This is a genomic window from Chryseobacterium sp. POE27, assembly GCF_039727685.1.
GTDB lineage: Bacteria > Bacteroidota > Bacteroidia > Flavobacteriales > Weeksellaceae > Chryseobacterium.
Genome location: NZ_CP152475.1, coordinates 1760193 through 1785233 on the forward strand (window position 1 = coordinate 1760193; position 25041 = coordinate 1785233).

Sequence of the window (25041 nt, forward strand, 5' to 3'; positions counted from 1 at the left end):
TTTAAAATTTTACATTTAGCTGAAAACCGATCGTGCGTGAAGCAGGCAATTGACCCATTTCAACACCGGGAGTAATGGTTGCATTATCCAAAGTAGCCGCTTCAGGATCAAACAGCGGAAACTTGGTCCACATCCAGAGATTTTTTCCGAAAAGCGCAAGGGTAAGATCTGTTATTTTTAAAGGAGCTGTAACCGATTTGGGGAAAGAATAAGCGATTCTTGCATCTCTAAGCTTAATAAAGGAAGTATCAAATGTATTGGTTTCTACATTAGCTCTCCTGTAGTAATCGGCGTAGTAGGCAGATACCAGAATTCCTTTTGTATTGGCAGAATAAGAACCGTCCGCATTCTGTACGACACCCTGGCCAACGATCAGGCCGCCGGGATTATCTCTTCCTTCCAGAGTGTGGCCAAGCTTGCCTTGCTCAGTCATTTTATGGTGAGACTGTGAGTAAGCCATTCCTTTGTACTGTCCGTCGAACGAGAAGCTGATGGAAATATTCTTATACCTGAACTCATTCTGGATTCCGGCTCTCCATTTCGGATACGCATTTCCGATCTTTTTCATCTGGGCAGGTTTGGCAGTCAGTCCGTCACTTCCAAATACAACCTGTCCGTCCGGCGAATATACGAGTCCGTACCCATAAAGATCTCCAAGTGATCCTCCCACAACTGCATTATAGTAAACTGCTCCGCCAACGCTTGCATACGTATAGGGTTCACCTTTAAATTCTTCAGGAAGCGATAAGATTTTATTTCTGTTCATAGACCAGTTTGCCGATACATTCCATGAGAAGTTTTTATTTTTCACAGGATATGCATTCATCATCATTTCAATTCCTCTGTTTCTGATCTCTCCGGAATTGATTACCCTTTGTGTATATCCCGTTTCCCATAAAACTGGCACGTTTCTGATAATCTGATCCACAGAATTACTCTGATAAGCCGTAATATTATACGTTAATCTGTTATTGAATAGACTGAAATCCATTCCCCCTTCGATGTTGGTAATCATTTCAGGTCTCAGATTCGGATTAAGATATCGGTTAGATACCTCAACGGATCCCGGAAATGAGAGGCTAGGATTATAATAATTCAACAGCTGATAAGGCTCTGTATCGTTTCCGGTCTGTGACCAGGAAGCTCTTAGTTTCCAGAAATTAAATTTCTTACCCTTCAACCCGAAAATATCGGAAAGAATAAATGAAGAGGAAACCGATGGGTAAAAATAAGAGCGGTTTGCCTTTGGCAGGGTGCTGCTCCAGTCATTTCTGGCCGTGATATCCAAAAAGATTTTGTCTTTATAGCTAAATGATGCCAAGCCATACACACTGCTTACCATTTTATCATAAGGCTGCGGAAGATCAAAACGCTGTGCTACCGCATTGGTAAGACTATACACTCCTGCTTTTTTTAATCCTAAAGCATAGTAATCTTTGGTAAGCTGCTCAAAATACTGTGTAGATCCACCTCCTGTTGCCGAAAAGTTGAATGCTCCGAATGTATTTTTATAATTTACCATTAAGTCATTATTAAAATTAAATCCGTTTACATATTGCTCCCGGTAATATCCCTGCAGGAAGTTGGCAGAGCTCCACGGTCTTTTCTGGGTACGGAGTTCGTCATTTATTGCCATTCCTGATCGTAACAGGACATCAAAATGTTTATCGATCTGATAGCTTAAACTCACATTTCCCACGATATTTTTTTTATCTAAGCTATTGGTCATTTCATAGGCAATCAGATAAGGATTGTCAATGTACGAGCTGAAAGGATGGATCTGATCAACCTGATCCTGCCCTGCTTTCCAGATGGGTTTGTACCATGCGAGGTCAACGTTTGGATTCTGGAAGATCATGAAATAGGAAATCGACTGGTTATTGTATCCCGTTGCAGGAAGATTATCACTCTTCATCTGATTGTAAGACAACTTGATATTGGCTTTAAACCTTTCATTAATTTTATGATCGACAGATATAGCCGCTCCCCATTTTTCGAGGCCTGTGTTTGGCATCATCCATTCATTTTTCAGATAAGAAAGCGATGCTCTGAATGCCGTCTTGTCATTGGAACTTTCTATCGCAAGATTGTTTGAAAATGTAGTTCCTACTTCCCAGAAATCTTTTATATTATTCTTGTAGGGTCTCCAAAGCTGTCTTTCTTTGCTTTGTCCCTGTTCGTTCGGGTCATACTGAAAAAAAGACTGTCCGTCAAACTTTGGTCCGAATGCACTACTGGTAGATCCTGTATTTACCCCGTCCGGTGACAATCCGTATGAGTAGTAGTAATTTCCGTTTTTATCTTTCTGCATTGTTCCCTGGCCATATTCATACTGATAATCCGGCCATTTTAAAACAGATTCAAAACTGGTATAAGAGTTTAGAGATACCTGGATTTTACCATTTTTAGTTTTTCCGGATTTCGTTGTAATCATAATGGCTCCAAGTGCTCCTCTTGAGCCATATAAAGCAGATGCACTTGGCCCTTTCAGAACCGTGATGCTTTCGATATCATCAGGGTTAATGCTGCTGAGGTCATTTCCGTAATCGATCGGGATATCACCTCCTGCGCCCGCACCGTAAGCAGGAGTTCCAGTTCCTACCGTTCTTGAATTTAGCGGAACACCATCCAAAACAATGAGTGCCTGATTATCACCCATGCTGCTCATAGAAACATCGCCTCTTAAGGTAATTCTCGGTGTTGCCAAAGGCCCTGCACCGGCAGTCTGAATTTTAAGTCCTGCTACTTTACCTTCCAGAGCACTCGTCCAGTGATTATTCTGTGTCCTTAAAAGCTGGTCTGAATTGACGGTTTCCGTAGAATACCCAAGAGCCTTGTTTTGTCTTTTGATCCCTAAAGCCGTTACTACAACTTCGTCAATGTTTTTAATGGTGTCTCTTTTTACCTTTTGCTGAGCCGCCAAGTTCACACTGACCAGTCCTAATAATGATAATATTATCAGTTTTTGTGTCTCTTTACGCATATCCTTATTTGTTTGCGCAAAATTAATCCGACATTATGGTTAAGATTTTAACTTGATTTTAACATTTATTAAAGAATTATTAAACACTATATTAACTTATTTTTAACAATATCTTATAGACGTTTGAGCAGCAAGAGGTTAAAACAATTAAGGATTTTTAATATAAATTACCTCCATTATTTGCGTATCTTTAATGTCTTTTCCGGAGACAATAATACATACCACACGCCTACCATATATAATAAATAGTAATAAAATTATCATTATAGGTAACAAAATAAAAAGTCTGCCTCAAAAAGACAGACTTCATTTCATTATTTTCTGAAGATTATTTATCCTTAAGCTGATCCGGAATATTGGTCGTAATAAATCCGATTCCCTGTTTTTTCAATTCGTCTGAAACAGCAACATCATTTACCGTCCAGGCATTCGTGATTAATCCTAAAGTTTTGGCTTCAGCAATCCAGGTTGGGTTTTTCTGGAAAACACTGTAATGGTAATCAATTCCGTCTAACCCTTCATCTTTGATCTGCTGCGGAGAAAGCTCCCCTCTTAAATACTGTACTTTGAATGTAGGTTCCAGTTTTTTAATTTCTTTACAGATATTCAAACTGAAAGAAATAAACTCACATTGAGCTCCCAACTTCATGTCTTTAATCATTTTAATGGTTTTCGCCGTCAGTTCATCTTCTTTTTCTTTGGTTTTATCAGGCTTTATTTCAACAATAAGTTTGAGAGCCTTATCTTTTTTTCCCTGTTTTAAATAATCTTTCAGGGTTGGAAAATTTTCACCGTTGGATAATTTTACTTTTTCAAGTTCTTTAAAATCGGTTTCGGAAATTTCCATTTTGTCGTGATGCTCGTCGTGGTTTACGACCAAAACGCCATCTTTGGTCATTCTTACATCGAATTCAGATCCGTAAATTTTCAAATTTTGAGCATTTTCCAAAGACTTCAGGGAATTTTCCGTCGTCGGTGGTTGTGTCTGCCAATACCCTCTGTGGGCAATAATCTGGGTTTGTGCCTTCATGAAAACTGTGCTTGTTACTGCTAACCCTAAGATAAGTTTTTTCATAATATAGATAATAATTCTTTATTGAATATCTGTGAAATTTATAATCCGCAGGAAATTGCGGCAAAATAATGAACAAATTTAGAAAGACATTTCTGATAATGCTTTAAAATGAATATAAAAATTGTTTAATTTTATATTAAATCTAATCATCAAAATCTCCGCAATACTTACTATTTTTGCTGAAAGACAGAAAATAAAATGCCCGACAATATCGAAAACATTCAACAGAAAATAGAAGATCTCCGCAAAGAACTTCATCAGCACAACGAAAATTATTACCTTCTTGATACTCCTGCAATTTCAGATTTTGATTTTGATATGCTGTTGGAAGAGCTTCAGGATCTGGAAGCGAAATACCCGGAATTCTATGACGAGAACTCTCCGTCAATGAGAGTCGGTGGCGGAATTACAAAGGTCTTCCCTACCGTTCAGCATAAATTCAGAATGTATTCTCTGGACAATTCTTATGATTTTGAGGATCTTGAAGACTGGGAAAAAAGAATCATTAAAACCATTGATGATCCTGTAGAATTTGTTGCTGAATTAAAATACGACGGTGCTTCCATTTCTATTCTGTATGAAAAAGGAAAACTTGCTCAGGCAGTAACACGGGGCGATGGTTTTCAGGGCGATGAAATCATATCTAATGTACGTACCATTTCCGATATTCCTTTAAAGCTGAAAGGCGATTTTCCTGAACATTTTTTTATGCGCGGTGAAATTTATTTAACCCGGAAAAATTTCGATAAAATCAATAAACAGCGTGAAGAAGATGGCCTCGATCCGTTTATGAATCCAAGAAATACAGCAAGCGGAAGCCTGAAAATGCAGGACAGCGGCGAAGTAAGAAAGCGCGGACTTTCATCGGTTCTGTACCAGTTTATTTCAGAAGAAATCCCTGCTGAATCACATTGGGAACTGCTTGAAAAAGCAAAATCCTGGGGTTTCAAAACGTCTCAACAGGCAAAATTGTGTACTACTTTGGATGAGGTGAAGGAATTCATTAACTACTGGGATATTGAAAGACATAATCTTCCTTTTGAAATAGACGGCATCGTATTAAAAGTCAACTCATTAAAGCAGCAGCGACAGCTTGGCTATACCGCAAAATCTCCACGTTGGGCAATGGCTTATAAATTTAAAGCTGAAAAAGTTGAGACTCAGTTACAAAGTGTTTCTTATCAGGTGGGAAGAACGGGAGCCATCACGCCGGTGGCCAATTTAAAACCCGTTTTACTAGCCGGAACGATTGTTAAAAGAGCATCCCTGCACAATGAAGATATTATTAAAAAGCTTGATCTTCACGAACATGATTTTGTGTTTGTAGAAAAAGGCGGCGAAATTATTCCTAAAATCGTTGGTGTAAATACAGAAAAAAGAACTTCCGAAAGCAAAGAAATAGAATACATCAAAAATTGTCCTGAATGCGGAACCGAACTGGTAAAAATCGAAGATCAGGCGATCCATTTTTGCCCGAATGATTTGCACTGTCCGCCACAGGTTGTCGGAAGAATGATTCATTATGTATCCAGAAAGGCTTTAAATATTGATAATCTGGGAAGCGAAACCATCGAGCAGCTATACAGGGAACGACTGATTGAAAATCCCGCCGATTTTTATGTTTTAACTAAAGAACAACTTCTCCCTTTGGAAAGAATGGCCGAAAAATCTGCCCAGAATATCATCTCCGGAATTGAAAAATCTAAAGAAATTCCATTTGAAAAAGTATTGTACGGAATCGGTATAAAGCATGTTGGAGAAACGGTTGCCAAGAAATTAGTCAAAAATTTCCCAACCATAGAAGAACTTAAAAATGCTACGGTAGAAGAACTTTGCCAGGTAGAAGATATCGGAGCTAAAATCGCCGTAAGCATCGTAGAATTTTTTGCCAATCCGGAAAATGTTCTGATGCTGGAACGATTAAAATCTTATGGTGTTCAGTTGGAAAAAGGCGAAAGTACCAATGAAGTTCTATCGAACGTTTTAGAAGGAAAAACCTTTCTTTTCACCGGAAAACTATCGTTGTTTACGAGAGAAGCAGCGGAGGAAATGGTAGAAAAGCACGGCGGTAAAAATATTTCCGCAGTTTCCAAGAACCTAAATTATCTGGTTGTCGGTGAAAAAGCGGGTAGCAAACTGAAAAAGGCTCAGGATATCGGAACGATCGGTATCCTTGATGAACAGCAGTTTTTGGATTTGATAGAAAAGCAATGATATTCTAAAATATTTAACATAATAAGCCATTGAGATTCTTTCTTAATGGTTTATTTTTGCCCGAAATTTAAAATTGATAATTATAATAACCATGAGAAAAATTTACCTGATCATCTCTCTGATTATGTTTGCTGTGTTTCAGGCACAGATTGTGAATATTCCTGATGCAAATTTTAAGGCAAAACTTCTGTCAGCAAATACAAGCAACGGCATCGCAACGAACAGCAGTAACCAAAATATGGTAATTGACACCAACGGAGATCTTGAAATTCAGGTTTCAGAAGCGTTGAATGTATCCAGATTAAATGTTTCCGGGCAGCCAGGCAACATGATCACCGATCTTACAGGAATTAATGAGTTTACTAATCTTGTACTTTTAAATGCTTCTTCTAATGCTTTAACCAATCTGCAAATTACAGGATTATCTTATCTCCAGTCTTTAAGCGTGCGTAACAATAGCCTTACAGACCTCTCTCTCAGTAATTTAAACAGTATACATACTTTGGATGTCGTAAATAATCAACTGGAATCAATCGATATTTCCGGACTCCCAAATTTGGTAACCTTAGAATGCAACAATAATTTATTAACAACAATAATTTTAAACAACAATAATAGTTTATTAAACATCCAAGCAGCAAATAATAAGCTTACAACTGTTGCTTTTGAGGAAGCTCCTAACCTGAGTAATCTGTATCTTAAAAATAATCTTTTTACTACAATTGACGCCGGACAGCTGACAGGACTAAACAATTTCGATTTTTCCAACAATCCTAATCTTATCAGCTTTAATATTAAGAACGGAAAAGATAATTATGCACAAGGAGCTACTCCGATGTTTTCAAATACACCAAGCTTAAGCTATATCTGTGCTGATGATTTTGAAAAGGCAATGATCGGTGCGCTGATAAACTGGTACAATCAACCTAATGTTGTAATAAACGCATACTGCTCCTTCACTCCCGGAGGAAATTTTTACACGATTCAGGGAAACACAAAGTATGATATCAATAACAATGGTTGTGACGCTAATGATCCTGCAAAAGCATTTCAAAAATTCTTAATAACAAATTCCGCTAATTCCGGTAATATTATAACGAACGCTTCAGGAAATTACTCAATTCCTGTTCAGGCTGGTAATCATGTCATTACACCTGTACTGGAAAATCCGACATACTTCACGGTTTCGCCTACAAGTGTAACTGCAAGTTTTCCTGCACAGACAAGCCCTCTTACCCAAAACTTTTGCCTGTCTGCAAACGGAGCGCACAATGATCTGGAAGTTGTCATTATCCCAATTACTGCAGCAAGACCTGGTTTTGATGCAAGATACAAGATCATTTACAAAAATAAAGGAACAACCACACAGTCTGGAAGTTTATCATTTAATTATAATGATAATTTGATGAACTATCTTACCGCATCAGTGATTCCTGCATCTCAGTCAACAGGAGTTCTGAACTGGAATTTCACGAATCTTGCCCCTTTGGAACTAAAGGAGATAACGGTATCGTTCACCTTGAATACACCTACCCAGACACCACCATTAACTGCAGGAGACATCCTTCATTATACAGCTCAGGTAAATGCCGGAACAGACGAAACTCCTTTGGATAATATATTTACTTTAAACCAAACTGTCGTAAACTCTTTCGACCCTAATGATAAAACATGTTTAGAGGGAACAACAATTACCCAGGCAAAAGTGGGAAATTATGTGCATTACCTCATCCGTTTTGAAAATACAGGAACGGCAAATGCACAGAATATTGTCGTGAAAGATGATATAGATATTTTGAAATACGATATATCCAGCTTAGTTGCCATAAACGGAAGCCACAATTTCGTAACAAGAATCACAGGAAACACGGTAGAATTTATCTTTGAAAATATTCAGCTTCCTTTTGATGATGCCAATAATGACGGATATGTTTCATTTAAAATTAAAACAAAATCTACACTGAATATCGGTGACAGCTTCAGCAACAAAGCGGGAATCTACTTTGATTATAATGCTCCGATTATTACCAACAACTTTACCACAACAGTTCAGAACACCTTGGCTGCTTCAGAAATCAACAAAGAAAACAATACTGTTTCAATTTATCCGAACCCTGTAAAAGATGTTTTAAATATTCAGTCGAAAAATGAAATTGTAAAAGCAGAAATTTACGATGCAGCGGGAAGAATTTTAATCTCAGCTTCGGTGAAAGGAAATTCAATCAATGTTTCTGAGCTTCCAAAAGGAAATTATATCATCAAATTATTTACAAAATATAAAACCTTCACTCAGAAACTCATCAAAAACTAATTAAATTACAAATAAATAAGTAAGACTGTCTTCCAGGCAGTCTTTTTTTTATGACTATAACTGGGATCATAATTATCATTTCTTTTTTATTGTAACTTTATTGTGCCTAAAGTATAAAAAATGGAATTTCTAAAAGATCACTCTATTCAAAATGAATTACTGCTGATTTTCATTTCGGTTATCCTGGGATTACTGATCGGTGCGGAACGCGAATACCGAAACAAATCGGCTGGTTTACGAACCTTCATCCTGATATGCTTCGGTTCCAGTCTTTTCACGATTCTTTCCATAAAAATCGGGGTAGATGATCCCGACCGCATTGCTGCCAATATCATCACAGGAATCGGTTTTCTGGGAGCCGGCGTTATTTTTAAAGGGGATAATAAAATAGACGGAATCACTACCGCAACCACCATATGGGCAACAGCCTCAATTGGAATGGCAGTCGGTTCCGGATATGTTTACCTTGCTTTCATGGGTACCGTTTTGGTATTGTTGATATTAAGTTCTTTAAATCAATTTGAAAAGCTTATCGACAGAGAACACAAAATCAGGGAATATAAAATTGCTGTAGTCAACTATCACGATGTTCCTTATTGTGAAGAACTTTTCAGAACACACCATTTGAAATTTGCAATATCAAAACAGCAATATACACAGGGAAATCTTGCTACTTCATGGATCATCACAGGAAAAAATATCAATCATGAAGCTTTGATGAAAAGCCTGATGGAAGACGAACGTATTATTGCCTATCAGTTTTAGACAAAACTCAGTTTATTTTTTTCTTGAATTAAACTTATTTAACGAAAATATTTAACCGTCGATATGGAATTATTTAAATCAAAAATATTCCAATTCATTTAACAATCTCATTTTCAAAGTCAAAACAAAGCCGTCTCTCAAAAATGCCAAACTCACAATTTCTTCGTAAATTGGAGCAAAATTTTGATTATGACAAAAAAGATACTCTTATCCGTATTTCTTTTGCCGGCTGTAATGACATTTGCACAGCAATACGGAGGAATGTGGATACCGACGGAGCTGAATGAAAAGGAAATGAAAGATCTGGGAATGAAAATCTCTGCCAAAGACATCTTCAATCCTCAGAAAGCAAGCATTAAAGATGCGGTAGTACAGTTCAACGGTGGATGTACTGCGGAAATCATTTCCCCAAAAGGTCTTTTGCTGACCAATCATCATTGTGGCTATGGGCAGATTCAGGCACATTCAACTGTTCAGAATGACCTTTTATCGAATGGTTTCTGGGCCAAAAATACAGAAGGCGAACTTCCGAATCCCGGCGTGACTGTTGATTTTATTGTTGACATTAAAGAAGTGACCAATCAGATTCTTCAGGGAACGGACAATCTTACAGAGCCCGAACTTTCCAAACAGATTGCCAAAAACATTGAGATTTACAAAAACTCTCAGAAAACTGAGCCGTATCAGTCAATTTCCGTAAAATCGATGTATTATGGAAATAAATTTTACGCCTACACCATCGAAACTTACAAAGATATCCGTCTGGTAGGAGCTCCACCGCAAAGTATCGGTAAATTCGGTTCTGATACTGACAATTGGGTTTGGCCAAGACACACCGGGGATTTCTCCATGTTCAGGATTTATGCTGATAAAAACAACAAACCTGCAGAATATTCAAAAGAAAACGTTCCTTACGTTCCAAAGCATTTCCTTCCGGTTTCCATTAAGGACAAAAATGAAAATGATTTCACATTCGTTTTCGGATTTCCGGGAAGAACCACGGAATATCTTCCTGCCATTGCGGTTGAAAAAATCATGAAAGAAATCGATCCTGCAAGAATCGCAGTGAGAGATGTGGCATTAAAAACACTGGACGAAAAAATGCGTACCGATGATGCCACGCGTATTCAGTATGCTTCTAAATATGCTTCAGTAGCCAATTACTGGAAAAAATGGATCGGCGAAGTCGAAGGACTGAAAAAATCGAATGCTGTAGAGAAAAAAGTAATGTACGAAGGTTCTCTTGTTGCTAAAAATCACGAGATCAAAACGACATTAGATCAATTAAACAAGCTTTACAACGATCAGGCTCCGTATGCCTTAAATAATGCCTATTATTCTGAAACGATCAGAAATGCAGAAACACTGATGCTAGCCAGTCTTTATTACAATTTTATCACCTCGGTAGAAGCTGGAAGAATGGATGAAAAAAGTACAGCAGCATTAAAAAACAGACTGACTTCTTTCTACAAAGATTACAATGCAGAACTTGATGCAAAAGTAACAGCCAAATTACTGGCATTGTACGCCAATAAAACAGACGCTCAATTCCTGCCTGCAGGATTTGAAAAGTACAAAAATGAAGCTCAAAACATCCAGACGATTGAGGATGCCTCTAAAAATTCGATCATTACGGGAAGAAGTGATGTGAACGGTGCTTTTTTAAGCAAAGACATTGAAAAAGCATTTTCTAATCAGGATAAATTAATTAAGACCCTGAAAAAGGATCCTGTTTTTCAGATCTATACGGCTATGAGGGATGCTTATATGACGAAAGCTGACCCTCAGTTTACTTCTCTGCAAACGAAAATTGATGCCTTGCAAAAAACTTACATGGCTCAGCAAATGGCTACGGATAAAGACAGAAAATTCTTCCCGGATGCCAACTCGACAATGCGCGTTACGTACGGAAAAGTGAAAGGCTCCTCACCAAGAGATGCCGTTTCCTACAATTATCAGACGCATCTTGCCGGGGTAATGGAAAAGTACGTTCCCGGAGATTATGAATTTGATGTTCCTAAAAAACTGATCGACCTTTACAGCAAAAAAGATTTCGGTCAATATAAGGACAAAACAGGTGACGTTCCGGTAGGATTTACAGCCACCAACCATACGACAGGGGGAAACTCAGGAAGTCCTGCTCTGGACGCTAACGGAAATCTTGTCGGATTAAACTTCGACAGACAGTGGGAAGGAACCATGAGTGATATTAATTATGATCCGCGTTTCAGCAGAAATATTATGGTGGATACTAAATATATCCTTTTTATCATTGATAAATTTGCCGATTCCAAATGGCTTATTAATGAAATGAAAATTGTAAAATAGTTTTAACCAAAACAATAATAAACCCCGAAAGAAGAACTTTCGGGGTTTATTTTTAGAGATGCTTCGGCAAGCTCAGCATGACATTTCTCTATACTATTTGTTTAAATTTTATTTAAAAGTCAATTGTAGCGGTGTCGTGCTGAACCTGGCGAAGCATTTAATATCATTTAAATTAATGTCCGAAAATATCTTTCAAACTTACTTCTTTAAAATTCCCCATCTGATTCACAGCCTCCATATTGAGATTTTCTTTTTTACCGATAATAGCTGTATTAAAATGAACTGATTTGATATAATTGTTATAAAAGTCTTTCAGATCCTCAAACTTCAGGCTTTCGATCTGCTGATAAATATCTTTCCTGAAATCATAATGAATATTCAGTTTTTTAAGCCTTAAGGTATTAAAGAAAATATTCGTTCTGGTAATTCTTGTAGAAGCAATCTGCTTTAAAGCTGCATTTCTCGCGTTTTCAAACTGTGCCGGAACTTCAGGAAGATCAGCCATCAATTCAGTCATTGTATCTACTGCAATCTGTAATTTATCCGGCTGCGTACCGATATAAGTGGTGATATAATCAGGATGATTCAGTTCCGAATTGGCCGCATAGGAAACGTATGCAGAATAAGCAAGACTCTTACTCTCGCGGATTTCCTGGAAAACAATCGATGACAATCCTCTTCCGAAATATTCGTTGAACACATTAATCTTCCCGAAATTTTCAGTATTTACCATTTGTCCCCTTCCTACTCTGCTCATTTCCATCTGAACCATGTCATAACTTGTGAAATAAACGTTTCCGCTGGTTTCCGGTTCAGGGTAATTTTTAGGTTCAGGAATAATCATACTTTCGGTTTCAATATATTTCCCGATATAGCCTTTAAAAGCTTCAAGATCCCTTCCATAAAAGAATATCTGGTACGGAAAACTGAACAATTTCTTCATTCTTTCCGTGAAAATCTCAACATCACTGCTTTCAAGCTCTTCTTTTGATATAATATCCGTGTATCTGGAAAACTCACCCAGCTTTGTATAATTCGTTAAGGCCGTCATAATGCGGGCCCTGTCTTTCTTTACTGCCGCACGGTTTTCAAGCACTGTTTCCACAAACTGGTTGTAGATATCCTGATCAGGTTTTACTTCCTTCATCCAGTGCTGCAAAAGTTCAATCCCTTTCGGGATATTTTCTTCAAGACCGTTCAGTGAGATCGTAAGCTGATCGTTCGTTGTTTTAAAATCATTGGTAATTCCGATTTTAAAAAACTCTTTTTTAAGATCATCCGGCGAAAATTTTTCAGTTCCCAAATATTGAAGAATCTGCGTAGACATCCCGAGATCACGGTCATGGTCGCTTCCGAAAGGAAAAATAAAATGTACCTGAGCAATATCATTGTATCTGTTTTTTACGAAACTCAGTTTTTTATCTTTAATGACATCTGTAAGAATCTCTTTGTCATAATCAATAAATTCCGGCTGAATATCTGCTGTCTTTTCCGCCAAAATCTCCCGTAGAAATTCAGATTGTGCCTCACGGTTAATCTTCACCGGCGTAATTCCTGGATTTTCAACGTGGATCAGTTTATCATTAATTCCTTTTTCCTTATTAATGATCACATAGTTTTCTTTAAAAAATTCGTTGGCAAAATTCACAACATCTTCCTTTGTAAATTTCGCATATTCATCCATTTCGTTTAGCTCCTGCTCCCAGGTTCTGTCTTTGATGTAAGCTTCGTAAAGGTTGGTGGCCAACCCATCAGCCGTTTCCAGGGCTTTCATTCTCTGAACTTTAAAATCATTAATGATTGCCGTCAGCATCCAGTCAGGAAATTCTCCTTTCTTTACCAGCTCAAGCTGCTGCAACACAAGATTTTTTGCTTCCTCTAAAGTCTGTGTTTCCTTCGGAACGGCAACAATAGAAAAGTAGCCATATTGTTTTAAACCTATGGAATAAGCCTGCGCCCAAAGCAATTTCTGAGTCTGATTGATATTTAAATCCAATAATCCCGCTTCTCCCCTGTTGCTTAAAATATTGGCTACGATATCAGCAAGCATAACCTCATTGGTTCCGTAGCTTTCCGTTCTCCAGGCCAGCTGAACTCTTGGAGTCGTCGGACTTTTGACGGTTCTTTCAATAATTCCGGTAATAGGTTGCTCAATAACAGGAGTCTTTTTCGGCAGCTCTTTGTAAGGAATTGTTCCAAAATACTGATCAATAAGCCGGATCGTTTTATCAAAATCAAGATCACCGACCATTACTATTGCATAATTATTGGGTACGTAATATTCATCAAAATAAGTATGAATCGTTTTCATGGAAGGATTTCTAAGATGCTCCGCCTTTCCTAAAGTGGTTTGCTGACCGTTGGGGTGTGTCGGGAAAAGAGCATCCATCAATTCATACTGAACCAGCCTGGAATCATTATCCTGCGCCCTGTTGAATTCTTCATACACCGACTCCAGCTCTGTATGGAAAAGTCGTAAAACCAACTCTGAAAATCTTTCCTTTTCAATTTTAAGCCATTTCTCCAGCTCATTATTCGGAATATTGTTTTTGTACACCGTTTCATCAAACCATGTGTGGGCATTGGTACCCGTTGCTCCTAATGAAGAAATAGCTTTGTCGTACTCATTAGCAATGGCATACCGACTTGCTTCCTGAGAAAGCTCATCTATTTTCCGGTAAATAACTTTCTTTTTCTCCGGATCAGGTTCCGCTTTGTGTTCTTCGTACAAATCCGAGATTTTATCCAGTAACACGCTTTCTTTTTCCCAATTCCAGGTACCGAGCTTTGAAGTTCCTTTAAACATCATGTGTTCAAGATAATGAGCAAGGCCTGTATTGTCAGAAGGATCATTATTGCTACCCGTTCTTACCGGAATATACGTCTGGATCCTGGGAGCATCAAAATTCTGGGCAAGAAAAACCTTTAAACCGTTTTTCAAGGTGTAAATCCTTACCTTGTTTTCGTCATTGGGAACTGTAAAGTATTCGTAATTTTTATCTTTATAAATTGTTTCGCTGTATTCTTTATCTGTCATATAAAATCATTTTCATTCTAAAAAACCAGAATGCTATACAAATGTAAGCAATAGAAAAGGAACTCTGCGTGTTTTATCCATATTAGCAATGGTTCTTAAAAATCATGGTTTTACATTTCATTATTTATTTTAAAAATCAGCCAGCAGACTTTAGTCGGTTTTATCCTGATCTTCACAAATAGATTTATCCTAACCAGCATAAAATTCTTTTACATCAGACCGAAAACCTTTGTAACTCACTAAAATCCTTGTAACTGAACTGAAGATCTTCATAACTGAACTAAAGATATCCATAACTACACTAAAAATCTATGCGCCGTAATTTATCATTTTAATAATGAGCCTATCATTTTGATAGGTTTCCCTCTTTTTCGGCATTGGCTTTAAATACAATAACACATTACCTTTCAGTTACTTGAATTCATTATTTCTTAAATGGAATTTCTTTTGGCATTAAGAATAAAGAATAAAATACTAAACAATGTCAATTTCAAGAAAAATCGTAAAAGAACGAGAGCATTCGGCACTGAGTCTGCTGATCGTTTCGTATGCAGTATTCACCCTTCTAACCCTTATTGTTGCGCTATGATGCTGATCAGTTTAATCATCCTGTGTGTGGTCCTCTTCTGGATCTTGTACCGTACCGTTGAATTTTTTGATAAAATATAAATTATGTGGAGTTTATTTTTCCTTTCCATCCTTGCCTTCGGGTACATCTGCTATGTCTTAATGAAACCTGAAAAATTTTAATCTGAAACAATGAATACAGAAATCTTAGGCATTATTGTCATGTTTGCCATTACATTAGTTATCGGTATTTTTTTAGGAAAATATATTGCTGATGTCTATGGCTATAAAAAAACTTTCTTAGATAAAATCTTTCAGCCCGTTGAAAATGTGATCTATAAAATTTCAGGCATCAATCCAAATAAGCAGATGACCTGGAAACAGAATATGTTTGCCATGCTCACCATTAATGCAGTTTGGTTCGTTATCGGATTTTTTATTTTGCTGAATCAGTCCTGGCTTCCTCTGAATCCCGACGGAAACCCGGATATGTCTCCCGATCTTTCTTTCAATACCGCCATATCCTTTTTGGTCAACTGCAATCTTCAGCATTATTCCGGAGAAACCGGGGTCAGTTATTTAAGTCAGTTATATTTAATGTTCCTGCAGTTTGTAACGGCAGCAACAGGAATGGCTGCCATGGCTGTTCTATTCAAAGCTTTTAAAGACAAAACGACTACAGAATTAGGTAATTTCTATGACTTTTTTTACAAGATCAGTCATCCGGATTTTAATTCCGCTAAGTATTGTTGTAGCGTTCATCCTATCTGCTAACGGAAGTCCGATGACCTTCGAAGGAAAAGACCATATCACTACGCTGGAAGGTCAGAAAGCTGAGGTTTCCAGAGGTCCGGCAGCAGCATTTATCGCCATAAAACATTTGGGAACCAACGGTGGTGGATTTTTCGGGGCCAACTCCGCACATCCACTTGAGAATCCTAATTACCTTACCAATATGACTGAAATGATTGTACAAATGATTATTCCTTTCGCTTTGGTCTTTGCATTAGGTTTTTATCTAAATAAAAGAAAACTGTCATGGACTATTTTTACCGTAATGACGATCGGTTTTCTGGCCTTAACCATTCCGAACATTATAAACGAAACCAACGGAAATCCTCTGATTACCCAAATGGGAACCGATCCTCATCTCGGGGCCATGGAAGGTAAGGAAATCCGTTTTGGAAGTGCGTCTTCGGCCTACTGGAGTATTGCGACAACGGTCATTTCCACAGGCTCCGTCAATGCCATGCACGACAGCACCATGCCTTTATCGGGAATGAATGAGCTGCTGGCCATGATGATCAATTGCTTCTACGGAGGCTGCGGCGTAGGGATTCTGAACTACTTTATTTTCATCATTCTTGCCGTATTTATCAGCGGACTGATGGTAGGAAGAACCCCGGAATTTTTAGGAAAGAAAATCGAAGCCAAAGAAATGAAAATTGCCATGATTGTCGCTTTATTTCATCCGTTTTTAATTTTAGTGGGAACAGCTCTAACCGCCTATCTGCCGGAATTCGGAGCAAAAACACTGAACAATCCGGGATTTCATGGCTTTAGTGAAATGCTGTATGAATTTACTTCCTCTTCCGCAAACAACGGATCCGGATTTGAAGGACTGGGCGACAATACGCCATGGTGGAATATTTCTACAGGAATCGTTTTGCTCCTGTCAAGATTTATCCCGATCATCGGTCCTATTGCTATTGCAGGACTCCTTGCTCAGAAGAAATACATTCCTGAGAGTGCCGGAACCCTGAAAACAGATACCGCTACCTTCGGATTCATGACCTTAGCCGTTATCTTGCTGATTGCAGCATTATCTTTCTTCCCGGCATTGACTTTGGGACCCATCGCAGAACAGTTACAATATTTTTCTAAATAATTAATTCAACCATTAAGATCTTATAAGAATAGTAAGTTCATAACTCATTAAGCTTTAAAATATTCTTTGAATATTTCTTAAGCTTAACTCCTTAATAAATCTTAATGGTTCAAATAAAAAATAAAATCATTCAAAAGCAATGAAAAATCAGTCACAGACATTATTTCAGAAAGATCTGGTTAACGAAGCCATCCAACAGTCTTTCGTTAAGCTGAATCCGAAAATCATGGTAAAAAATCCTGTCATGTTCCTGGTGGAAATAGGAACAGTGGTGATGCTCATCGTAAGCTTGTTCAGCTTAACCGGTGATCGGTCGCAAGGCAGTTTCAGTTATAATTTCTTAGTGTTTATCATCTTATTTTTCACCGTCCTGTTTGCCAACTTTGCTGAAGCCATTGCCGAAGCAAGGGGAAAAGCCCAGGCAGATACTTTAAGAAAAACCCGTGAAGAAACCCCTGCCAAAGTGGTCATAAATAATAAACAGGGATTCCAGGTAGAAACTGTCCTTAAAAAATCAGCCGAGATGAAACTGGGAGATATTTTCCTATGCGAATCCGGCGACCAAATCCCGATGGACGGAGAGATTATTGAAGGACTTGCTACCATCGACGAATCGGCTATTACCGGGGAAAGTGCTCCTGTAATCCGCGAGGCAGGAGGAGATAAAAGTTCAGTAACAGGCGGAACGAAAGTACTTTCCGACAGGATCAAAGTAAAAGTAACCACCAAACCGGGAGAATCTTTTCTTGATAAAATGATTGCCCTGGTAGAAGGCGCTTCAAGACAGAAAACACCGAACGAAATCGCACTCACTATATTATTGGCCGGGTTTACGCTGACCTTCATCATCGTTACCGTTACCCTGAAACCTTTTGCAGATTATGCGCAGACGCCGATCACGATTGCGGCATTTATTTCACTTTTCGTTTGCCTGATTCCTACAACGATCGGCGGTCTGCTGTCTGCTATCGGTATTGCGGGAATGGACAGGGCCTTAAGAGCCAACGTCATCACCAAAAGCGGAAAAGCCGTGGAAACTGCCGGAGATATTGATGTTCTCCTTTTAGATAAAACCGGAACGATCACTATCGGTAACCGTAAGGCAACACAATTTCATCCTTCAAATAATATCGAGTTGAATGAATTTATCAAAGCTTCTGCATTAAGCTCGGTAGCTGATGAAACGCCTGAAGGGAAATCGATCATTGAATTAAGTCAGCTGAAGCCTGAAGAACTCCTTGTTCCGAATCCTGTGTACATCGATTTCACAGCAGAAACAAGAACGTCAGGAATTGATTTTGAAAACACAAGAATCCGTAAAGGTGCTTACGATACCATTAAAAAGATCACTGAAAAAGCAGGAAATAATTTCCCGCAGGAAACTCAGGAAGCCGTGACCAAAATTTCTGAAAACGGAGGAACGCCTCTGGTAGTTTCAGTCAATGAAAAAGTATGGGGAGTGATTGAACTTCAGGACATCATCAAAACAGGAATTCAGGAACGTTTCCAACGGTTGAGAAAAATGGGTGTAAAAACCGTAATGGTAACAGGAGATAATCCTTTAACCGCGAAGTTTATTGCTGAAAAAGCCGGCGTTGATGATTTTATTGCCGAGGCAAAACCGGAAGATAAGATGAACTACATTAAAAAAGAACAACAGGAAGGAAAGCTGGTCGCCATGATGGGAGACGGAACGAATGACGCACCCGCCCTCGCTCAGGCCGACGTAGGTGTTGCGATGAACAGTGGAACACAGGCAGCCAAAGAAGCCGGGAATATGGTAGACCTCGATAACGATCCCACGAAACTAATCGAAATTGTGGAAATTGGAAAACAATTATTGATGACCAGAGGAACGCTTACAACCTTCAGCATTGCGAATGATGTTGCCAAATACTTTGCGATTATTCCTGCGTTATTTATCACTTTCATTCCGGCTCTTCAGAAGCTGAATGTTATGAACCTCCACAGCCCTGAATCAGCGATTTTATCGGCCATTATTTTTAATGCGATCATCATTCCGATCCTTATTCCGTTGGCTTTAAAAGGGGTGGCTTATAAACCGATTGGGGCAAGTGCTTTATTAAGAAGAAATCTTTTAATCTATGGACTGGGAGGAATTATCGCACCGTTCATAGGGATCAAGCTCATCGATTTAGGAATCAGTCTTTTCTTTTAGGCAGGAAGCCTGAAGCAGGAGGCTGGAAGTGAATACAATTCCGTTTTAACTTCCATCATCCCTCTTCCATCTTCAAACAATTAATTCAAAAATTTAAATCAAAATGAAAAATCATATTATATCCGCATTAAGACTGACTCTTGTCATGCTTGTGATTGTCGGAATTTATTTAGGCATCGTTTACGCAGGTTCCAAAGTTTTACCGACTCAGGGAAATGCGGAAATCATCCATTATAAAGGGCAGAAATTTTACGCCAATATCGGGCAGGAATTTAAATCTCCGAAATATTTCCACGGCCGCCCGTCTGCGGTAAACTATAATGCGGCCGGAAGCGCCGGAAGCAATAAAGGCCCGAGCAATGAAGAGTATCTGCAAATGGTTCAGAGAAGAATCGACACTTTAAAAATGCAGAATCCCGAAATGCAGAATGTAAAAGTTCCCGTAGAGCTTGTAACTGCCAGCGGAAGCGGACTGGATCCTGACATTTCTCCCGAAGGTGCTTTTTATCAGGCAAAAAGAATTGCCAAAGAAAGAAATATTTCAATTGAAAAAATTAAAAATCTTATTAACAATCAAACAGAAAAATCACTTTTCGGGCCGTCTAAAGTAAATGTTCTGAAACTGAATATTGCCTTAAATCAACTGAAATAAATTTAAAATAACACATTGTTATCAATACTTAATAAAATGAAATCAACAACTATTCAGGCTATTTTTTTATTGGGACTTTCAGCTTTAAATTCCCTTAACGCACAGGAAATCAAACAGGATTCTGCTGCTTTACCGGCTAAAGATTCTTTAATTCAAAAAGATTCAAAAATCCCATTTGACGGATATGATCTCACGTGGATCAACGGACAAAACAGACAGACGGATTTCCCTTTAACTTTAAAAGATAAAGATGGAGAAACAATTCTGACAGGAGTAACGTATGTAGATACCTATTACAATTACGATTTCCGTAATCCGAAAGATAACACGCATACGATTTCTTCTGCCATCGGACGTTCCAACGAATTTACGATCAATATGGCAAGTATCGGCTTGGAAACCAATTATAAAAATATGATTGGTCGTTTATGGCTTCAGTATGGACAAATGGGATCTATCGTTCAGGATCTGGACGGAAGTGTAAATCATGGGAAGAATACAAGTGTCAATAACCTAAAAAACATCCGGGAAGCTGCAGCAGGTTATCATTTTAATGTAATGCATGGTCTTAATGTTGAAGCGGGAATTTTCATGAGCTACATCGGCTTGGAAAGTTATGTTTTGGGCGAAAACTGGAATTATCAAAGAAGCTTGGTCTGCGATTTTACGCCATTCTATTTTCAGGGAGCGAGATTTCAGGCTTATCCTTCAAAAAAATACAAGGTCGAACTTTGGGTGATGAACGGATGGCAAACCTACAATTCATGGAATAAAGGGCTTGGACTCGGCGTATCTAATTATTACCGTCCGAATGAAAACCTTCAGCTGGTCGCCAATTTCTACTTAAATGGAAAAGACACGCGAAATAATCCGGATGTAAGACGTTTTCACCATGATCACAGTATAGTGGCCCGGTATTACAAAAATAAGGAGAGCAAAGGATTGTCACAGGCAGCTTTCAGCATCAACAACCATTACGGATTTCAATCGGGAGGTGGTTTGAAAGCAAAAGACAATTACATGATCGGGAGTTCGATAGCCAACAGGCTTTGGTTTTACAATAATAAAATTGCTTTAACCTTGAGAGCAGATGCCGTTTCCAATCCCGGAGCTTATCTGGCGTTCAGTCCGTCCCCAGTGGCTAATAATGATTTTAATGATGCCATTGCCCGCGGTGAAAAGCTGAAGATGTTCCAAGGAACAGCAACAGTTGACATTATGCCGAATCAATTCGTAACTTTCAGATTGGAATATGGATTCAGAAAAAGCAATATCCCGTATTTTGCAGGGCCTGGGGGAACTACAAGTCCGGACGGATGGATCGATACGCCGGTTGATAACTGGAGACCGGATTTAAGAAAATCTGACAGCAGAGTAACTTTGGCAGTGATGTTTAGATTATAATTAGATAAATTAATGAACCTAGTTAAATGAAAGAAATAAAGCCTTCATCCATGTTAAATAAGTATAATTGCTGAAAAATCGACATTCTCCAGGTGAAGTAAGCTTTCATCCACGTAAAGTAAGCCTTCATCCAAGTGAAGTAAGGAATAATTGATGAAAAATCAACTTTATCCAGGTGAAGTAAACCTTTATCCACGTAAAGTAAGCCTTCATCCATGTGAAGTAAGGAAAAATCCATGTGAAGTAAACTTTTATTCAATACTTGGAAACAAAAACTAACTTAATTTTAGCAAAGGATTTTATTAAACACCGTCAGTTCGAGTAGGTTTTTCGCAATGAAATGGAGAAAAATCGTATCGAGAACTTTTGTTACAAAAAAAGAATTCTCGATACAAAATTATTCTTTAAATAATTTTTACTCGAATCGACGATAAGTTTATTGTACTGGACTTACATTAGTTGTTAAAATCTTTATGATCTCAACATTTAAATCAAATGGATCCCGAAAAAAAAGAAGCAGAACATTTTTTAGAGCTAATCCGAAAATCCAAGAGAGGGAAATTTAAAATTTACATCGGAATGAGTGCGGGTGTAGGAAAAACGTTTCGGATGCTCCAGGAAGCACATGCGCTCTTGCGAAACGGAATTGATGTAAAGATAGGATACATAGAAACTCACGGAAGGGAAGAAACCCAAGCGCTAGTGGAAGGTATTCCCGAAATTCCGAGAAGATCGTCATTTTATAAAGGTAAAAATCTGGAAGAAATGGATCTTCAGTCCATCATTAACAGTCATCCCGAAGTCATTCTTGTAGACGAGCTGGCGCATTCCAATATTGAAGGTTCTAAGAATAAAAAAAGATGGCAGGATGTGCTGGAAATTCTGGATAATGGCATCAACGTGATCAGTGCTGTGAATATCCAGCATATTGAAAGTTTAAATGAAGAAATAAGAAAGATCACCGGAATTGAAGTTTCAGAACGTATTCCCGACAAAATTTTAGGCCTTGCAGATGAATTGGTGAACATCGACCTTACGGCAGATGAGCTTTTAACCCGTTTAAAAGAGGGTAAAATTTATAAAAAAGAAAAAATTCAGACCGCATTACAGAATTTCTTTCAGAGCGGCCATATCCTTCAGCTTCGTGAGCTTGCATTAAAGGAAGTTGCTACCCACGTTGAAAAAAAGGTGGAAACCGAAATCAGAACTGAAAATTTTAAGCCTGTAAAATTTCTCGCCTGCATCAGCAGCAACGGAAAGGTGGCCAAAAATATCATCCGGAAGACAGCAAGACTTGCAAGTTATTACAACAGTCCGTGGACGGTTCTTTATATTCAGAGACCATCAGAAAGCCTTGAAAAAATTGCACTGGATAAACAGCGTTATTTAATTAATAATTTTAATTTAGCACAGGAATTGGGTGCCAAAGTGATTCGTATGAAAAACAACAGTTTACACAAAGGCATTCTGGAATATGTTGTGGAGCATAATATCACCACGGTATGCATGGGAAAACCGCACGCAAGATTATGGCAGAGGATTTTCGGGTACAGCTGGATCTACACCCTGATGAACCGTCTGAATGAACGGCAGATCGATATTATTATTTTATCCTGAAATCGATGAAACTAAAAACAAAACTTACCTTAGGTGTCGGTCTCCTCTTTTTACTGATTGTCCTGCTTTCAGTCATGGGTTCCGTTTATATCAATAAGCTGAAATCAGATACCGAAAAAATTCTTAATGCCAATTACAACAGTATTGAATTTTCCAAGAATATGCTTCTGGCGCTGGACAGGATCGGAACCGACAGCGCTGTGGCTATACAGACTTTTAAGAAAAACAACCAGCTCCAGGAAAAAAACCTCACGGAATTCGGGGAAAAAGAAGCCACCCAAAGCCTTAACTTACATTTCAACAGCTACCTGAAGTATCCTGATAATGAAAAGCAGAAACTAATCCGTGAAGATCTTGTTAAGATCATGACCCTTAATATGAAAGGGATTGAGCGGAAAAGTGATATAGCGATCATCACTGCAGAAAACGCAACATTCTGGATCGTCAGCCTAGGAACCGTCTGTTTCCTGATTGCTTTTGTGTTGCTTTTTAACCTTCCACAGACGATTGCGGAGCCTATCAGTCAGCTTACTTTCAGTATCCGGCAGATTGCGAATAAAAATTACAACGAAAGAGTTCATTTTAAAGGAAGTGAAGAATTTAATGACCTGGCACAATCCTTCAACGTTATGGCTGAAAAGCTTCAGGAATATGAAAGCAGTACGCTTTCTAAACAGCTGATGGATAAAAAGCGCATCGAAACTCTTGTCAATAATATGCACGATGCAGTTATTGGTCTGGATGAAAACCATTTTATCTACATGATTAACGATGAAGCTTTAAAAATTACGAATTTAAATAAAGAAGAAATTATCGGGAAAACCGTGCATGAAGTGGCAGTAAACAACGATCTGGTCAGGGAACTGTTGAAAAATATGGATCACCCTCAAAAAGATCCGATCAAAATCGTTTCCGATCATAAAGAAAATTATTTTGAGCAGGATGTTATTCCGATCAATATTGTAAAAACCGGAGAAAAGGAGAAAAAATACATCGGAAGAGTTATTCTTTTGAGAAATATCACGCCTTTTAAAGAGCTTGATTTCGCCAAAACCAATTTTATTGCTACCATTTCCCATGAACTCAAAACACCCATTTCGGCTATTAAAATGGGTGTACAATTATTGGAAAATCAAAAATTCGGTGAACTAAATGACCAGCAGAAAGAACTTGTGAAAGGGATTAATGAAGACGGACAGCGACTTCTGGATATTACCGGAGAACTTTTGAATCTATCACAGGTTGAAACAGGAAACATCAGATTAAATATCGAACATTGCTCTCCGAAAGAGATGGTTCAGACTGCTATTAAAAATGTTGAAAAATTGGCGGAGCAGAAGAATATTTCGATTAAAACCCAGTTTGAAGTTGAAGATTCGGATCTTGTAGCCGCTGATTTTGACAAAACGGTCTGGGTGATGAATAACTTCCTAAGCAACGCCATAAAGCATTCTTTTCAGGATGAAAGCATTTCCGTACAGGTTGAAAAATACGAAACATCAATAAAATTCAGCATTACCGATAGCGGAAAAGGAATCGATGAAAAGTATCACCGCCAGATATTCGACCGCTATTTTCAGGTTCCGGGCGAACATCAAAACGGCACAGGACTCGGACTGGCCATTTCCAAGAATTTCATTGAAAAACAACATGGTGAAATCGGCGTAAAAAGCTCACTGAATCAAGGGAGTACTTTTTATTTTTTGCTGCCGTTGGTTTAGATTATTTCTATATTTTTGAGGTCAAAATACTGTTTGCATTAAAATATCATGAATGAAATCCATTTCTATTCAAGCAAAATAAAAAGTATAATTCTACTCATTATATCCTTTGTTTTTGTTTACTTTTTTATTTATTCCTATGAAGAACTTACGTATAAAAGTTATTTTATAATAATGATGAGTCATTTTGTATTTATAATTTTTTCTTTTAGTATTATATATTCTATAATCCTTTTTTTTCGTAGAAAACCATTGCTTACTATTAATGATAATGAAATTATTATTTTCGATCCTCTCAGA

Annotated in this window: 13 protein-coding genes and 1 pseudogene; 10 read left to right on the forward strand and 4 right to left on the reverse strand. The window is 38.1% G+C overall.

The window, feature by feature from the left end; genetic code table 11:
* Window position 1: 1 nt before the first annotated feature.
* Window positions 2-2983, reverse strand: coding sequence for a SusC/RagA family TonB-linked outer membrane protein (locus AAHI02_RS08320; RefSeq protein ID WP_346986237.1), 2982 nt, complete (start codon window positions 2981-2983; stop codon window positions 2-4).
* 328 nt (window positions 2984-3311) lie between these two features.
* Window positions 3312-4058, reverse strand: a complete 747-nt coding sequence (locus AAHI02_RS08325) for a glycerophosphodiester phosphodiesterase family protein (RefSeq protein ID WP_346986238.1) — start codon at window positions 4056-4058, stop codon at window positions 3312-3314.
* A 198-nt stretch (window positions 4059-4256) separates the two neighbouring features.
* Here AAHI02_RS08325 and ligA point away from each other — a divergent pair, with 198 nt between their 5' ends.
* The 4 genes from ligA to AAHI02_RS08345 all read left to right on the forward strand — a co-directional run bounded on the left by ligA (window position 4257) and on the right by AAHI02_RS08345 (window position 11676).
* On the forward strand, window positions 4257-6272 hold the full coding sequence (gene ligA, locus AAHI02_RS08330; RefSeq protein WP_346986239.1) for an NAD-dependent DNA ligase LigA: 2016 nt from the start codon (window positions 4257-4259) through the stop codon (window positions 6270-6272).
* A gap of 91 nt (window positions 6273-6363) precedes the next feature.
* Entirely contained in the window at window positions 6364-8583 is a 2220-nt protein-coding gene (locus AAHI02_RS08335; protein WP_346986240.1) for a T9SS type A sorting domain-containing protein, read from the forward strand.
* A 120-nt stretch (window positions 8584-8703) separates the two neighbouring features.
* Window positions 8704-9348, forward strand: a complete 645-nt coding sequence (locus AAHI02_RS08340; protein WP_346986241.1) for an MgtC/SapB family protein — start codon at window positions 8704-8706, stop codon at window positions 9346-9348.
* A gap of 189 nt (window positions 9349-9537) precedes the next feature.
* Window positions 9538-11676, forward strand: a complete 2139-nt coding sequence (locus AAHI02_RS08345) for a S46 family peptidase (protein WP_346986242.1) — start codon at window positions 9538-9540, stop codon at window positions 11674-11676.
* A 172-nt stretch (window positions 11677-11848) separates the two neighbouring features.
* Here AAHI02_RS08345 and AAHI02_RS08350 read toward each other — a convergent pair whose 3' ends face one another.
* On the reverse strand, window positions 11849-14713 hold the full coding sequence (locus AAHI02_RS08350; RefSeq protein WP_346986243.1) for an insulinase family protein: 2865 nt from the start codon (window positions 14711-14713) through the stop codon (window positions 11849-11851).
* A 759-nt stretch (window positions 14714-15472) separates the two neighbouring features.
* Between AAHI02_RS08350 and kdpA the strand changes: the two are divergent.
* From kdpA to AAHI02_RS08370, 4 genes and pseudogenes are all read left to right on the forward strand, one after another.
* Window positions 15473-17168, forward strand: a pseudogene (kdpA, locus tag AAHI02_RS08355) (potassium-transporting ATPase subunit KdpA).
* Between the two features lie 139 nt (window positions 17169-17307).
* A complete protein-coding gene (gene kdpB, locus AAHI02_RS08360) occupies window positions 17308-19347 on the forward strand; it encodes a potassium-transporting ATPase subunit KdpB (RefSeq protein ID WP_346986244.1) in 2040 nt (679 codons plus the stop codon).
* Window positions 19348-19450: 103 nt separating this feature from the next.
* Window positions 19451-19999, forward strand: a complete 549-nt coding sequence (gene kdpC, locus AAHI02_RS08365; RefSeq protein WP_346986245.1) for a K(+)-transporting ATPase subunit C — start codon at window positions 19451-19453, stop codon at window positions 19997-19999.
* Between the two features lie 36 nt (window positions 20000-20035).
* Window positions 20036-21403, forward strand: a complete 1368-nt coding sequence (locus AAHI02_RS08370; protein WP_346986246.1) for an outer membrane beta-barrel protein — start codon at window positions 20036-20038, stop codon at window positions 21401-21403.
* A gap of 22 nt (window positions 21404-21425) precedes the next feature.
* Here AAHI02_RS08370 and AAHI02_RS08375 read toward each other — a convergent pair whose 3' ends face one another.
* On the reverse strand, window positions 21426-21641 hold the full coding sequence (locus tag AAHI02_RS08375) for a hypothetical protein (RefSeq protein WP_346986247.1): 216 nt from the start codon (window positions 21639-21641) through the stop codon (window positions 21426-21428).
* A gap of 257 nt (window positions 21642-21898) precedes the next feature.
* On the opposite strand from AAHI02_RS08375, the gene AAHI02_RS08380 reads away from it, so the two are divergent.
* Both AAHI02_RS08380 and AAHI02_RS08385 read left to right on the forward strand, forming a co-directional pair.
* Complete coding sequence (locus AAHI02_RS08380; RefSeq protein WP_346986248.1) at window positions 21899-23020, forward strand: sensor protein KdpD; 1122 nt, start codon at window positions 21899-21901, stop codon at window positions 23018-23020.
* Window positions 23021-23025: 5 nt separating this feature from the next.
* Entirely contained in the window at window positions 23026-24741 is a 1716-nt protein-coding gene (locus tag AAHI02_RS08385) for an ATP-binding protein (protein ID WP_346986249.1), read from the forward strand.
* Window positions 24742-25041: the final 300 nt, after the last annotated feature.